This window comes from Pseudomonas sp. S2_B07, from assembly GCF_054668435.1.
Genome location: NZ_CP162769.1, coordinates 2,510,861 through 2,524,808, shown reverse-complemented (window position 1 = coordinate 2,524,808; position 13,948 = coordinate 2,510,861). Strand labels below are relative to the sequence as shown.

General features: G+C 59.8%; 13 protein-coding genes. 5 read left to right on the top strand and 8 right to left on the bottom strand.

Annotated features, from left to right (window positions below; genetic code table 11):
* Positions 1-8 precede the first annotated feature (8 nt).
* The 4 genes from AB4N43_RS11725 to AB4N43_RS11710 form a co-directional block, all read right to left on the bottom strand.
* Positions 9-2,474, bottom strand: a complete 2,466-nt coding sequence (locus AB4N43_RS11725; RefSeq protein WP_460154078.1) for a fimbria/pilus outer membrane usher protein — start codon at positions 2,472-2,474, stop codon at positions 9-11.
* Positions 2,475-2,594: 120 nt separating this feature from the next.
* Positions 2,595-3,311, bottom strand: a complete 717-nt coding sequence (locus AB4N43_RS11720) for a fimbria/pilus chaperone family protein (protein ID WP_194939952.1) — start codon at positions 3,309-3,311, stop codon at positions 2,595-2,597.
* 50 nt (positions 3,312-3,361) lie between these two features.
* Positions 3,362-3,982 carry a DUF1120 domain-containing protein gene (locus AB4N43_RS11715; protein ID WP_027924869.1) on the bottom strand — a complete coding sequence of 207 codons (621 nt, stop codon included), beginning with the start codon at positions 3,980-3,982 and terminating at the stop codon, positions 3,362-3,364.
* A gap of 66 nt (positions 3,983-4,048) precedes the next feature.
* Positions 4,049-4,678, bottom strand: a complete 630-nt coding sequence (locus AB4N43_RS11710) for a DUF1120 domain-containing protein (RefSeq protein ID WP_460154075.1) — start codon at positions 4,676-4,678, stop codon at positions 4,049-4,051.
* Positions 4,679-5,030: 352 nt separating this feature from the next.
* On the opposite strand from AB4N43_RS11710, the gene AB4N43_RS11705 reads away from it, so the two are divergent.
* From AB4N43_RS11705 to AB4N43_RS11690, 4 genes are all read left to right on the top strand, one after another.
* Positions 5,031-5,663, top strand: a complete 633-nt coding sequence (locus tag AB4N43_RS11705) for a response regulator (RefSeq protein ID WP_027924870.1) — start codon at positions 5,031-5,033, stop codon at positions 5,661-5,663.
* Between the two features lie 110 nt (positions 5,664-5,773).
* Positions 5,774-6,244, top strand: a complete 471-nt coding sequence (locus AB4N43_RS11700; RefSeq protein ID WP_027924871.1) for a nuclear transport factor 2 family protein — start codon at positions 5,774-5,776, stop codon at positions 6,242-6,244.
* 39 nt (positions 6,245-6,283) lie between these two features.
* Positions 6,284-6,604 (top strand): GIY-YIG nuclease family protein, encoded by a 321-nt coding sequence (locus tag AB4N43_RS11695; protein ID WP_027924872.1) that lies wholly within the window; start codon positions 6,284-6,286, stop codon positions 6,602-6,604.
* An 88-nt stretch (positions 6,605-6,692) separates the two neighbouring features.
* A complete protein-coding gene (locus AB4N43_RS11690) occupies positions 6,693-7,628 on the top strand; it encodes a glutathione S-transferase family protein (protein WP_059181574.1) in 936 nt (311 codons plus the stop codon).
* A gap of 99 nt (positions 7,629-7,727) precedes the next feature.
* On the opposite strand, the gene AB4N43_RS11685 is transcribed toward AB4N43_RS11690, so the two are convergent.
* Together AB4N43_RS11685 and yejK are read right to left on the bottom strand one after the other, a co-directional pair.
* Positions 7,728-8,078 (bottom strand): glutaredoxin family protein, encoded by a 351-nt coding sequence (locus tag AB4N43_RS11685; RefSeq protein ID WP_027924874.1) that lies wholly within the window; start codon positions 8,076-8,078, stop codon positions 7,728-7,730.
* Complete coding sequence (yejK, locus tag AB4N43_RS11680) at positions 8,078-9,082, bottom strand: nucleoid-associated protein YejK (RefSeq protein WP_027924875.1); 1,005 nt, start codon at positions 9,080-9,082, stop codon at positions 8,078-8,080. Before yejK ends, AB4N43_RS11685 begins: the two co-directional genes overlap by 1 nt.
* A 394-nt stretch (positions 9,083-9,476) precedes the next feature.
* Between yejK and AB4N43_RS11675 the strand changes: the two genes are divergently transcribed.
* Positions 9,477-9,758 carry an HU family DNA-binding protein gene (locus AB4N43_RS11675; protein ID WP_007905514.1) on the top strand — a complete coding sequence of 94 codons (282 nt, stop codon included), beginning with the start codon at positions 9,477-9,479 and terminating at the stop codon, positions 9,756-9,758.
* A 110-nt stretch (positions 9,759-9,868) separates the two neighbouring features.
* On the opposite strand, the gene rlmF is transcribed toward AB4N43_RS11675, so the two are convergent.
* Both rlmF and AB4N43_RS11665 read right to left on the bottom strand, forming a co-directional pair.
* Positions 9,869-10,891 (bottom strand): 23S rRNA (adenine(1618)-N(6))-methyltransferase RlmF, encoded by a 1,023-nt coding sequence (gene rlmF, locus AB4N43_RS11670; RefSeq protein ID WP_460154073.1) that lies wholly within the window; start codon positions 10,889-10,891, stop codon positions 9,869-9,871.
* A gap of 176 nt (positions 10,892-11,067) precedes the next feature.
* Positions 11,068-13,914, bottom strand: coding sequence for a valine--tRNA ligase (locus tag AB4N43_RS11665; protein ID WP_027924877.1), 2,847 nt, complete (start codon positions 13,912-13,914; stop codon positions 11,068-11,070).
* Positions 13,915-13,948 lie beyond the last annotated feature (34 nt).

Here is a 13,948-nt window from a genome sequence, read left to right as displayed (position 1 = left end):
AGTCATCCTCAGAGTGCTTGGCACTTGGCAGGGGCGGTTTCGTAGTACGCGTTGGCGTCGGCGTCGGTGGGCAGTTCGAAGCGCAGTTCGCAGCGCTCCAGCCCCGGCGCGCTGATCCACAGCGCACGGCGGTCGAGAGCGTTGGGCAAAAACACCAGGCCGCCGTCCTGCACCAAGGTCACGAATTCGCCATCCGCGGTGTTCACGGAGGCACCGCGCGGCAGGGGCGCGCCATTGGCGGTAGTGGCCTTGAGCAAGGCCCGACGGGTCATCGTGATGCCGAATTCAACGTTGTCGACGGCGCCGCGACCGGCCGAAATCACCGCCAGGCCGTTGTTAATGTCGGCGTTGCGGGGCAGGGTTTTGGTGTCGACTTCCACCGGGCTTTTGCCGTAAGCCCTTACTTGCGGGATCACCGCCTGACCTTGCCAGTCGGTCCACACCGGACCGCTGGGCGTCGACACTTTGATGGAACCCATGTCACCGACCGACAGCAATGCAAAGGTGTCGCTCACCGGGTACGGCGACAGCGTCACGCCACCACCGTGCAGCACGGCGCCACCGCGAGCGCTGGCCTGGTAGCTGGAGCGCTCGGCATCTGCGCGGGTGTAATTGAGATCGAGCTGGGTGTAGCGCGGCAGCAGCGAAACGCCGGCCGTGGATTGCACCTGTTTGTCGCGCGTGTCGTGTTCGACGCCTACCCGGTAACCCAGTTGATCGTTGACCCGTTCACTCAAGCCCACGCCGCTGCGGTATTCGCCGGCGGAACTGCGCACCCAGCTGCGTGCCCGGCGGTTTTCGCCCAGCGGAATGCTGAGGTTCAGGTAGACGCTGTCATCGTTGCCGTTCGAACCGCTGAGCTGCCATTCGGCGGTCGCCGAGACGGATACACCCGCGATGCTGGTGCCCCAGGACGCGAGCGCGCGGCTGCTGCTTTGACCGTCGAACGAACTGGACCGGCTGAAGCCGCTGCTGAAGGCGCCGAGCCATGGATGCGACCATGACAGGGCCGCGCTTTGCTGATCGCGGTAACGGGATTGGCTGTTGTCGGACGTGTTGGCGAACACCGCCTCTTCCAGTTCCCGGTAACCCAGGGTTCGGTAAGAACTGCCGGCATTGAGCGCCCATTGCTCGTTTAGCCGATGCGAGACGCTCAGGTCAGCTTGAAGCCCTTGACTGGCTTGTCTGCCGCTGGCCTGCGCACCAGCGAGCGTGGCTTGCACCTGGGTGACACGTGAGGGCGACAGGCCGACGCTGGCACCCGCCGCGCGATAGTCGGCGGCACCGGTCAGGCCGGCGCTGAGCGACACTTGCGGGGTGAACGCGCCGCTCCAGCCGCCGCTGATGACCCAGGGATCGCCACCCTGCGCGTCACCGACATTGCGCACCTGACCGGCGCCCAGCGAATAACCGGGTGCAGGCAAGCCGACCCCCAACATCGCGGCCGGCACGGTAAAATTGCGCTCGCTGCCATCGGTCTCCTTGATCGTGACTTCCACGTCGGAGCGCGTGTTGAGCCGCCGCACATTGGTGAGCGCGAACGGGCCGGCGGGTACCACCGTGGAATGGATCAGTGAACCGTTTTGCCGGACCTCGACCTGGGCCTGACTGTTGGCGATCCCTTCAATGACCGCGCTTTGCCCTTCGACCTGCAGTGCTTGTTCATTCAGCACTTGCACGCCGGTGATCTGCGCGCCGGCGAGCACCGGGTTGTAGAGGTTGATCTGACCCGCCTGCAGCACTGCTTCCTGGCTGGCGAAAGTACGCTGGGCGTAGGCCGCAATATGAGTCGTTGTGGACACATCGTCCTGCCAGGTCTGCACCTGACGGCTGCGCACGATCCAGTCACCGGCATTGAAGCCGAGTTCAGTGTTGGCCGAGGCGTAGCGGCTGGTGCTGTTGGCAGAACGGCCGTGCAAACCGGTGACGTCGTAGTTGATCAAACCGGCAACACCACCGGTTTGATAGCCTGAAAAATCCCGGGCACTGGGGCGTATCGCATCGGTGGGCACGACCAACGACAGGGCCAGGGCCGCGGGGTCGGGTTCGATGACGGTCTGCGAAGCGCTGCCCAGAAAATCGTGGCATGGGCCATCGTCCAGCAAACGATCGGGCACCTTCAGGTTCGCAGCATCGAGCAGTGCGCGATCGAAGCACAACGCACCTTCGCGATCGACCGTGATATCGACCCGGCCATGACGCTGGCCGTTGACGATGAGCGTGACCGGGTGGCGGCCGGCCGTGAACTGCGGCGCCTGCATCAGCAGCGTCGCCAGCGCCGGATCGATGCCGCGCTGCAATAACGTGTCTTTGTCGAACGACGCGGGCATCGACACTTCACCGTAGGCGTCGAGCATCATCAGTGCGTTGCTCAGCAGCAAGGCCAATGTGGTTCGCTGCCATGGATGAGGGCGAGCGCCGTCCCGAATAGCGGGCACGGCTTCGCCATCACGGTAATTCGATACTGTGTTCATCAGGATCACTTGGGTTATCGCGGCGTGCGTGCGGTTACAGACGCGCCTGTGGCAACGGCCAAGTGGCCGTCGCCCTGAAACATTGGCGCTCAACGTTCCTTGATGACGCCGTCAGGGGGGTCAGGACTGGATGGGCGCCTCGTAATGCGGTACTGCAAAGCCGTAGACCGTCGCCGGTTGAAAACGCACCTGTGTGGCGGCGCCCTCGGCGACCTTGATGCTGATGTGTTCACCGGGCAGCACGTAGGTTTTTGGCAGCATCGCGTTGCCCGCCGCCGGCAACAACTGCACTTCCTGGCCCAGACGCACCACATAAGGCGTGTCGTTGCGAACGGTCAGTTGACCGTCCTTCAGCGACCATTGAAGGTCGGTCCATGGCGTGCGATTGGGGGCCAGTCCTTTGGGGTGCAGGATCACCGGCAAGTTCTGGCGCACTGTCACGCCCACCCGTGCCTGCCCCGCCTCGGCGGCGGCTTTGCCTTGTGGGATACCTTCGAAGATCACGCGCTTCAAACGCTGAGTGAGCAGGGGTTTATCCGATTGCAGAATGAACCGCACCAATTGCGTTTTACCCGCTTCGATGCGCGCCAGTGGTGGTGTCACGAACACCAGCGACTCACTGTCTTCGGCAATGTCTTCGAGGGTGACGTGCATCAACGCCAGGTTGGCATCGGTGTTGGTCACGGACACGGACGCTTCGCCGTCGGCCTCGTTGATGATGACCACCGAAGTGTTCGGCACCATGCCGTCGGCCTGGGCGTTTGCAGTCAGCAGCAGGGCGAATGCGCCGATGCCCGAATGGAACAGATGACGGGTGACATTGGAAAACATCGTCATGACGTGTCTCGTTGATTGTTCGAAAAAATGGAGCCGGGAATACCGGTCGATCAGTAATTCAGTTGCAGGGTGACGTACCCGTCGATGGGGATTTCATCGGTCAGCGTCAGGTCATTTGCGCGCACGATGGTGGTGAATGCCGTGAGCCGTGCGCGCAAATTCTTGATGGCGATCGGTGTGCCGAGGTCGTTCAATGCCGCGAACGCGGTCCGGCCGGCGTGCCCCAGGTAGGAGGACACTCGCCAAGTGGCACCGTCGTTGAGGGAAATGATGGTTTTCACCGCAACCCCATCGGCCACCGTATCGAACAGGCCCAGTGCAACGCTGCCCAGGTTCTGGTCGTCGTTGATGACGCCCAGCCCGTGACTATTGGGGTGAATGGCGGACGTGCCTTCGCGGTTGTCGATCGTCGTCAGGGTAAACGGCGTGGCGGCATCGCAATTCACCTCCAGATACAGCGTGCCGTTTTCCAGGGCCGTGGGCTGGTCCGGTCTCAGGTCTTTCACCGTGACTTTGCCATGGTCGACGATGCCGCCGCCGGACAGGCTGGGTGTGCAGGCGCTGGGGGTGATCAGGCCGGTGACGCTCATTTCTGTGCTGCTGGAGGCGAGGGCCATGGGGGCACAGGCGAACAACAGTGGAGCCAATAGAGCGAAGGAGCATCTTTCCATGATGGGTCGTCCTTTGAGTGAGCGGGCAACGCTGTGTGCCAGGCGTTGCTCGTTGATGACGGAGGGTTACAGGTACTTGATCTGGAGGGTTGCGGAGCCGTCGAGTGTGACTTCGTCGGTCAGGTTCAGGCTGTTGGCGGGGGCGATGCCGGTACGCACATGGAGATCAAGGTTCAACTCCTTCATCGCGATGGGAGCAATGACGGCACCCGGAGCACCGACACTCCAGATGTTGTTGGCCCCCCAGAATGCCGCAGACCCTTCCTTAAGCCAGGTCTCGCCACCATCAGTGGAGAGAATGGCTTGAGCGTGGGTGCCGTCCGCCATCACATTGCGCGGAACAACGCGAAAGTGGCCCAGCTTTTCGTGGGTATTGATCAGCCCCAGGCCAAAGTAATTGCCCGCAGTGCTTGTGCCTGCACGGTTATCAATCGGGTTTATGGCAAACGGCGTAGCCGCATCGCAGTTCACTGTCATTTGCATGATTATTTCAGGCAAGTAAGTGTGTTTGTCGGGATTGAGGTCTTGTACGGAAAACTTGCCGTGATCGGCGATGCCGCCCCCGGCCAGTACTGGCGTGCATGCATTCGGAGTGATCAGACCTTTCACGGTCAGGTCCGTGCTGGAGGCAGCAAAGGCGGATGAGGAAACGGTCAGCAGCAAGGCAGCGGTCAGAAGGGATAAACGCGTGTTCATGTATGGCTCTTCCTTGATGAGCGATGATTGGGAGTTGCCCGATACGGACAGGGCGCAATCTATCGGTCGAGGTCGCCATGCGGAATGCAACTAATACGAAAACGGAGGGATCGGTGTACGAAAGGGTGTTGCGGACTAAAAATCGCCCTGCTGCGTAGCGTTGTCTGTAGTCCTTCTGTGTAGCCGATGTAGCTTATAAATGTAGGGCGGTTCTTTTTGTTTCGTGGGAGAAAAACCAGGCTCCCGATTACATTGGGTGAGGTGGTTTTACGCTCGGGAAAGGGCGTTGTGGTAGGACCCGGACGGCGCTATTTTTCGCGCATTCCCGTCACCTAACAGGATAAATCCGACAATGCGCGTAATCATTGCTGACGACCATCCGGTCGTTCGTATCGGCATGCGAATGCTCGTCGATCTGAACCGGACATGTGTGGTGGTAGGGGAGGCGGATGGTCCCGACAGTCTGTTGAGTCTGCTGTGCACGACGCCTTGTGATCTGTTGATCACCGACTTTTGCATGCCGGGCAACTTGCAGGCCGATGGGCTGAAAATGCTGAGCCGGGTGCGACGTGGCTACCCGACGATGCCTATCATTCTGGTCACGATGTTTGCCAGCGTCACCACGCTGAGGGCGGCATTCGCACTGGGCGTGGGGGCGATCATCGACAAAGGCGCGTCGGCAAAGGAACTGCCCCTGGCGATCAAATCGGTGGGTGAAGGGCTCCGTTATATCAGCCAGTCGTTGCGCACCGCGCTACTTCAGGCAGATGCCCAGGGGCAGTCGAGTTCCGCTGTGCTTTCCGCAAAAGAGCACGAAGTGGTCAGAATGCTCGCCAGTGGCATGACCGTCAGTGAGATCGCTGGTCACTTCAAACGCAGCGTTTCGACCATCAGCAAACAGAAAAGCATGGCGATGCAGCGGCTGGGCATTTCCACGGATGTGGACCTTTTTGCCTATGCCCGTGAGAGTGGCATGGTGCATTAGGTTCGCAATGCACTCGGGCAGTCCCGATATTCCCGCCACGAATGCCCATGGTCTTCCCCGTCTTTGCAGACTATCGTGCAGGCAATCCTTCAAACGTACGGAGTTTGCCCATGAGTGATGCCCACAACGCATTGATCACCCGGTTCTACCAGGCTTTTCAACGTCTGGATGCCGAGGCCATGAGCGCCTGTTACACCGACGATGTGGTGTTCAGTGATCCGGCGTTCGGCGAACTGCGCGGTCGCGACGCCGGCGACATGTGGCGCATGCTCACCACTCGGGCCAAGGACTTCTCCCTGACCTTCGACAACGTGCGGGCCGACGATCGCACGGGCGGTGCGCACTGGGTCGCGACGTACCTGTTCAGCCAGACCGGCAACGTTGTGGTCAACGATATTCAGGCGCGCTTCGTGTTTCGCGACGGCAAGATCTGCGAGCACCACGACAACTTCGACCTGTGGGCCTGGTCGCGGCAGGCGCTGGGTTTCAAAGGGCTGATACTGGGGTGGACGCCTCTGGTCAGAAACGCCGTTCGTGCTCAAGCCCTCAAGGGGCTGAAGGCATTCCAGGCCAGTCGCTGATAAGATCGCGGCTTGTTTCCTACAAGCCATGATCGTCACGTGAGCACCCTCAGCGAATCTTCCGACACTGCCGCCGAACCGGTGCTGCCCGTCAGCAAACCCTGGTTCGTCTATCTCGTTCGCGCCGCCAATGGTTCGCTTTACTGCGGCATCAGCGACGACCCCGTGCGGCGCTTCGCCACTCACCAGAGCGGCAAAGGTGCGCGGTTCTTCCTCTCCAGCCCGGCCGTGGCACTCGTTTACACAGAAGTCTGTCGCGATAAGAGCGAAGCGCTACGGCAGGAACGGCTGATCAAAAAACTCAGGAAAAGCGCCAAGGAATGTCTGGTCGCGAGCGCCGCTGCGGGCTTATCAACCTGACTGATAAGTTCCTATCAGGCAGATCTGTAGGCCGCTTGTCGATTGCGCGCTAAGCTGCGGATTCCTTATCCGTGCGGCGGAGCCGAGCATGTCCGAGTTGATTCTTCATCATTACCCGACGTCCCCTTTTGCCGAAAAAGCCCGCCTGCTGTTGGGCTTCAAGGGGTTGTCCTGGCGCTCGGTGAACATTTCGCCGGTGATGCCAAAACCCGATCTGACTGCGCTGACCGGTGGCTATCGCAGGACGCCGGTTTTGCAGATCGGCGCGGATATCTATTGCGACACGTCGTTGATTGCCCGTCGTCTGGAGCAGGAAAAAGCCTTGCCGGCGTTTTTCCCGGAAGGCCAGGAAATGATTGCCGCGACCTTTGCGGCCTGGGCGGACTCGGTGGTGTTCCAGCATGCGGTCAGCCTGGTCTTCCAGCCGGAATCGGTGGCGGTGCGTTTCGGCAAATTGTCGCCGGAGGCGATCAAGGCATTCCTCGCCGACCGCGCCGGGTTGTTCAGCGGTGGCAGCGCTTCCAGGTTGTCCGCCGAGCAGGCGAAACATCAATGGCCGACGATCATGGCGCGGCTGGAACAACAGTTGCAACGCGAGCAGGGTGACTTCCTGCTTGGCGAGCCGTCGATTGCCGACTTTGCTCTGGTCCATTCACTGTGGTTCCTCAAGGCGACGCCGGTCACTTCACCGCTGGTTGATGCCTATCCGGCTGTGTCGGCCTGGTTTGGGCGGGTGATGGGCTTCGGGCATGGTGCGTCCAGCGAGATGACGTCCGCGGAGGCACTGGAGGTGGCGCGCAATGCCACGCCAGCGGCTTTGCCGGATGAGCAGTTCGAAGAACCGAACGGGTTTGAACCTGGCGAGCAGGTGAAGATCGCGGCCATCGATTACGGCGTTGATCCGGTGGTGGGTGAATTACTGTTTGCGGGCAGTGAGGAATTGATTCTGCGCCGTGAAGACGAACGTGGCGGCGTGGTGCATGTGCATTTTCCGCGCTTTGGGTTCCGCATCGAGAAGCATTGACGTACAAACTGTGGGAGTGGGCTTGCTCGCGATGGCTGCGTGTCAGTTAACGATGATGTCGACTGATGCACCGCTACCGCGAGCAAGCTCCCACAGTTGTTATTTCAGGGCCGCGAGGATTGCGTCCGGGTCATACCCGCGAATCAGCGTCCCGTTCACATCGATGATCGGAATCCCGCCACCCCCCAACGCCTCATACGCCGTACGCGCCTGGGCATCCTTCTCGATATCGAATTCCTTGTACGGAATGCCTTTCTGATCGAGAAAACGCCGGGTCAGTTTGCAGTAACCGCACCAGTCGGTGGCATAGAGCACGACGTTGGCCTTGGCCTGTGCCTGCTCCGACACCACTTGCGAAGGGTTGAACACCCGCTCGATCTTGCCCCAGTTCTGGTAAACCACAACGACCAGCAGAATCAGCAGGAATTTCTTCAGGATGCCGTTCAGCATCAGTTGCGTCGCTTGAGCTGGTCGGTCAACTGAGTTGGCAAGCCCTTGATGATCAGTGTGCCGGCTTCTTCGTCGTACTCGATCTTCGAGCCCAACAGGTGCGCTTCAAAGCTGATGGACAGGCCTTCCGCGCGGCCAGTGAAGCGGCGGAATTGATTCAGGGTGCGTTTGTCTGCCGGAATCTCTGGCGACAGGCCGTAATCCTTGTTGCGGATGTGATCGTAGAACGCTTTCGGACGTTCTTCGTCGATCAGCTCGGAGAGTTCTTCCAGGCCCATCGGTTCGCCGAGCTTGGCCTGGCTGCTGGCGTAATCGACCAGGGTCTTGGTTTTCTCGCGGGCGGATTCTTCCGGCAAATCTTCGCTTTCCACGAAATCACTGAACGCCTTGAGCAGGGTGCGGGTTTCCCCCGGGCCGTCGACGCCTTCCTGGCAGCCGATGAAGTCGCGGAAATACTCCGAAACCTTTTTCCCGTTCTTGCCTTTGATGAACGAAATGTACTGCTTGGACTGTTTGTTGTTCTGCCATTCGGACACGTTGATCCGCGCGGCCAGGTGCAATTGGCCCAGGTCCAGGTGGCGGGATGGGGTCACGTCCAGCTGATCCGTCACAGCAACGCCTTCGCTGTGGTGTAGCAGCGCGATCGCCAGGTAATCGGTCATGCCCTGCTGGTAATGGGCGAACAGCACGTGGCCGCCTACTGAGAGGTTTGACTCTTCCATCAGCTTTTGCAGATGTTCCACTGCCACCCGGCTGAACGACGTGAAGTCCTTGCCGCCCTCGAAGTATTCCTTCAGCCAGCCGCTGAACGGGTGCGCGCCGGATTCGGCATGGAAGAAACCCCAGGCCTTGCCTTGTTTGGCGTTATAGCTCTCGTTAAGGTCGGCAAGCATGTTCTCGATGGCGCTCGACTCGGCAAGTTCAGAGTCGCGGGCGTGAAGAACTGCAGGTGTGCCGTCGGGTTTTTTGTCGATCAGGTGGACGATGCAATGACGGATCGGCATGGGCTTCTCGGCTGATTGAAGAGAGGAGGGCGTGCTCCCCGAAAAAGTGCCAAGTGTACCGCAACCACTGGTTTTGGCGCGGCATGAAGGGTAAATCCGGGGCGACCGGCGGCGCTTATGCGTTTTTTTCCCGTTTTAGAGCAATAAAGCTGACCAAATGGGTAGCTAGAGGCGGATATTTCCCCGTCTCTGTGCTAGTTTTGCCCCGTCTTGCGCGAAGTCACTGCGTTAAGCGTGCATTCAGCATTTGTCAGGTCGAACCAAACCCTGATTTCGGTATCTATAACCCCGATCCAGTGGTTATTGGCCGAGGGTGCCAGATCCAGAAGATCGGGCTCGATGGCTGACACTGCACTCTGCAATCCATATGAATTTGATAGGGAAGGAACACTACATGGCTCTTACTAAAGACCAACTGATCGCCGACATCGCTGAAGCTATCGACGCGCCAAAAACCACCGCGCGTAACGCTTTGGACCAACTGGGCCAAATCGTTGCTGATCAGCTGGAAAACGGCGGCGAAATCACTCTGCCAGGTATCGGCAAACTGAAAGTGACTGAGCGTCCTGCCCGTACTGGCCGTAACCCTTCGACTGGCGCTGCCATCGAAATCGCTGCCAAGAAAGTTATCAAGCTGGTTGTGGCCAAAGGCCTGACCGACGCTGTTAACAAGTAAGACTTGTTAAAAAAAACCGTGCTCCGGAGCAATCCGGACACGGTTTTTTTATGTCTGCGATTCAGCGATTGTCCTGCACCACCGCTGAACCAACGCAGGAGTGAGCCTGCTTAGCTCTTGCGAACCCAGCGTTCGCGCCAGACCTGCTGCTCGGATTTGGTCTGGAAGGTCCAGGCCACGAAGCGGCTCTGCTTCTGGCCCTGGGACATTTCCACCACCTGGCTTTCCAGCACACCGGCTTTTTTCAGTGCCGTCTGGATTGCAGGCAGGTTCGAGGCCTTCGAGACCAGCGTGCTGAACCACAGCACTTTATGCTGGAAACTCGCACTTTCGGCGATCAGTTGCGTCACAAACCGCGCTTCGCCGCCTTCACACCACAACTCAGCCGATTGACCACCGAAGTTCAGCACCGGCAATTTACGTTTCGGGTCGGCACGGCCCAGGGCACGCCATTTACGCTCGCTGCCCTTGGTCGCTTCGTCCATCGAGGCGTGGAACGGCGGGTTGCACATGGTCAGGTCAAAGCGTTCACCCGGCTCCAGCAAGCCCAGCAGGATGTGCTTGGGATTATTTTGCTGACGCAACTGGATGGCTTTGTTCAGACCGTTGGACTGCACGATGGCTTTGGCGGCAGCGACGGCCGTCGGGTCGATTTCCGAACCGAGGAAGTGCCAGCGGTAGTCGCTGTAGCCGATCAACGGATAGACACAGTTGGCGCCCATGCCGATGTCGAGCACTTTGACCGGCGCGCCGCGAGGGATTTCACCGTCATTGACGCTGGCCAGCAAGTCGGCGAGGAAGTGCACGTAGTCGGCACGCCCCGGAACCGGTGGGCAGAGGTAATCCGCCGGGATGTCCCAATGCGCGATGCCGTAAAACGACTTGAGCAACGCCCGGTTGAACACACGCACCGCGTCGGGGCTGGCGAAGTCGATGCTTTCCTTGCCGTACGGGTTGATGATCACGAACTTCGCCAGTTCCGGCGTGGTTTTGATCAGTGCCGGGAAGTCGTAGCGACCCTGATGGCGGTTGCGCGGGTGCAGGTTGGCTTTTTCACGCGGTTCCACGGCTTTGGTCGGGGTGGCGGTGTCAGGCTTTTTGCGCGCAGGTCTTGGTGTGCGGGGGGCGTTCATGGGCGTTGTCGATTCGGGTATGGCTAAAAGTGACGGGTATTGTCCCACATCCAGCCGTTGTGAACCCAATTGTGACAAACACCACATTCCCCCTGTAGGAGTGAGCCTGCTCGCGAAGGGGCAGGCACAAAAAAGGGAGGCCGTTACGGGCCTCCCTCTTTCATTGCGATGTGCCGTTACAGACTGGCAATCCGCGCATGCTGCTCGGCCAGCTTGCCCAAAGCCTGTTCGGCTTCGGCCAGTTTGGCGCGCTCTTTCTCGATGACTTCAGCCGGAGCCTTGTCGACGAAACCAGCGTTGGACAGCTTGCCACCGACGCGTTGGACTTCTCCCTGCAGACGCAGGATTTCCTTGTCCAGGCGCGCCAGTTCGGCGTCCTTGTCGATCAGGCCAGCCATCGGCACCAGCACTTCCATCTCGCCCACCAGTGCGGTGGCGGACAGCGGTGCTTCTTCGCCGGCAGCCAACACCGTGATCGATTCAAGACGAGCCAGCTTCTTCAGCAGTGCTTCGTTCTCGGTGAGACGGCGCTGGTCTTCAGCGCTGACGTTCTTCAGGTAGATCGGCAGCGGTTTGCCAGGACCAATGTTCATTTCGCCACGGATGTTACGCGTGCCGAGCATCAGTTCCTTGAGCCATTCGATGTCGTCTTCGGCGGCCGGATCGATGCGCTCTTCATTGGCCACTGGCCAAGGTTGCAGCATGATCGTCTTGCCCTGAATACCGGCCAGCGGCGCGATGCGCTGCCAGATTTCTTCGGTGATGAACGGCATGAACGGGTGCGCCAGACGCAACGCCACTTCCAGGACGCGAACCAGTGTACGGCGGGTGCCGCGCTGACGCTCGACCGGCGCGTTTTCGTCCCACAGCACAGGCTTGGACAGTTCCAGGTACCAGTCGCAATACTGGTTCCAGATGAACTCGTACAGGGCTTGCGCCGCCAGGTCGAAACGGAACTGGTCGAGTTGACGGGTCACTTCGGCTTCGGTGCGTTGCAGCTGCGAGATGATCCAGCGATCCGCCAGGGACAGTTCGTAGGCTTCGCCGTTCTGGCCGCAGTCTTCGCCCTTGTCCAGAACATAACGCGCGGCGTTCCAGATCTTGTTGCAGAAGTTGCGATAGCCTTCAACGCGGCCCATGTCGAACTTGATGTCACGACCGGTGGACGCCAGCGAGCAGAAGGTGAAGCGCAGGGCGTCGGTGCCGTAGCTGGCGATACCGTCGGCGAACTCGTCGCGGGTCTGCTTCTCGATCTTCTTCGCCAGTTTCGGCTGCATCAGGCCGGAGGTGCGTTTCTGTACCAGCTCTTCCAGTTCGATACCGTCGATGATGTCCAGCGGGTCCAGGACGTTGCCCTTGGACTTGGACATCTTCTGGCCTTGGCCATCACGCACCAGGCCGTGCACATAAACGGTCTTGAACGGAACCTGCGGCGTGCCGTCTTCGTTCTTCACCAAATGCATGGTGAGCATGATCATCCGGGCAACCCAGAAGAAAATGATGTCGAAACCGGTCACCAGCACATCGGTGGAGTGGAATTTTTTCAGGAATTCGGTCTGCTCAGGCCAGCCGAGCGTGGAAAAGGTCCACAGGCCCGAACTGAACCAGGTGTCGAGAACGTCGTTGTCCTGTTGCAGCGCAATGTCCGGACCGAGATTGTTCTTGGCGCGCACTTCGGCTTCGTCGCGACCGACGTAGACTTTGCCCGACTCGTCGTACCAGGCCGGAATCCGGTGGCCCCACCACAACTGACGGCTGATGCACCAATCCTGGATGTCGCGCATCCACGAGAAGTACATGTTTTCGTATTGCTTGGGCACGAACTGGATGCGGCCATCTTCAACGGCTGCAATCGCTGGCTCGGCCAACGGCTTGGTCGACACGTACCACTGGTCGGTCAGCCATGGCTCGATGATCGTGCCGGAGCGGTCGCCTTTCGGCACTTTCAGGGCGTGATCATTGACGCTGACCAGCAGACCGGCGGCGTCGAATGCAGCAACGATTTGCTTGCGGGCTTCAAAGCGGTCGAGGCCGGCGTATTCGGCCGGGATCTTGCCGTCGATGCTTTCGTTCAGCGTGCCGTCGAGGTTGAACACCTGGCAGGCCGGCAGTACGGCAGCGTTTTTGTCGAAGATGTTCAGCAGTGGCAGGTTGTGGCGTTTGCCGACTTCGTAGTCGTTGAAATCGTGGGCCGGGGTGATTTTCACGCAGCCGGTGCCGAATTCAGGGTCGCAGTAATCGTCGGCGATGATCGGGATGCGGCGGCCGACCAGCGGCAGCTCGACAAATTTTCCGATCAGAGCTTTGTAGCGTTCATCGTTCGGGTTAACCGCGACGGCGGCGTCGCCGAGCATGGTTTCCGGGCGAGTGGTCGCGACGATCAGGTAATCATTGCCTTCCGCGGTTTTGACGCCGTCGGCCAGCGGGTACTTGAGGTTCCACAGGAAACCTTTCTCGTCGTGGTTTTCCACTTCGAGGTCGGAAATCGCCGTGTGCAACTTGGTGTCCCAGTTGACCAGACGCTTGCCGCGGTAGATCAGGCCGTCTTCATGCAGGCGCACGAAGGCTTCTTTCACCGATTCCGAGAGGCCGTCATCCATGGTGAAGCGCTCGCGGCTCCAGTCGACGGACGAGCCGAGGCGACGGATCTGACGGCTGATGTTGCCGCCGGATTCATCCTTCCATTCCCAGATTTTCTCGAGAAATTTCTCGCGACCCAGGTCGTGGCGGCTCTGGCCTTTGGCTTCGAGTTGACGCTCCACCAGCATCTGCGTGGCGATACCGGCGTGGTCGGTGCCCGGCTGCCACAGGGTGTTGCGACCCTGCATGCGGCGGAAACGGATCAGGGCGTCCATGATCGCGTTGTTGAAGCCGTGACCCATGTGCAGGCTGCCGGTGACGTTCGGCGGCGGGATCATGATGGTGTAGGACTCGCCCGCGCCTTGCGGGGCGAAGTAATTCTCAGACTCCCAAGTGTTGTACCAGGAAGTTTCAATGGCGTGCGGCTGGTAGGTCTTATCCATGCGCGGCGGGACCCTATTGGCATTTATTCAGGAA

Bases quoted from the DNA above. Each gene is read 5' to 3' on its own strand.
- AB4N43_RS11685 (WP_027924874.1), bottom strand. From the start codon at position 8,078: ATGCTGAACGGCATCCTGAAGAAATTCCTGCTGATTCTGCTGGTCGTT.
- AB4N43_RS11665 (WP_027924877.1), bottom strand. From the start codon at position 13,914: ATGGATAAGACCTACCAGCCGCACGCCATTGAAACTTCCTGGTACAAC.
- AB4N43_RS11710 (WP_460154075.1), bottom strand. From the start codon at position 4,678: ATGAACACGCGTTTATCCCTTCTGACCGCTGCCTTGCTGCTGACCGTT.
- AB4N43_RS11690 (WP_059181574.1), top strand. From the start codon at position 6,693: ATGTCCGAGTTGATTCTTCATCATTACCCGACGTCCCCTTTTGCCGAA.
- AB4N43_RS11715 (WP_027924869.1), bottom strand. From the start codon at position 3,982: ATGGAAAGATGCTCCTTCGCTCTATTGGCTCCACTGTTGTTCGCCTGT.
- AB4N43_RS11705 (WP_027924870.1), top strand. From the start codon at position 5,031: ATGCGCGTAATCATTGCTGACGACCATCCGGTCGTTCGTATCGGCATG.
- AB4N43_RS11720 (WP_194939952.1), bottom strand. From the start codon at position 3,311: ATGACGATGTTTTCCAATGTCACCCGTCATCTGTTCCATTCGGGCATC.
- rlmF (WP_460154073.1), bottom strand. From the start codon at position 10,891: ATGAACGCCCCCCGCACACCAAGACCTGCGCGCAAAAAGCCTGACACC.
- AB4N43_RS11700 (WP_027924871.1), top strand. From the start codon at position 5,774: ATGAGTGATGCCCACAACGCATTGATCACCCGGTTCTACCAGGCTTTT.
- yejK (WP_027924875.1), bottom strand. From the start codon at position 9,082: ATGCCGATCCGTCATTGCATCGTCCACCTGATCGACAAAAAACCCGAC.
- AB4N43_RS11675 (WP_007905514.1), top strand. From the start codon at position 9,477: ATGGCTCTTACTAAAGACCAACTGATCGCCGACATCGCTGAAGCTATC.
- AB4N43_RS11725 (WP_460154078.1), bottom strand. From the start codon at position 2,474: ATGAACACAGTATCGAATTACCGTGATGGCGAAGCCGTGCCCGCTATT.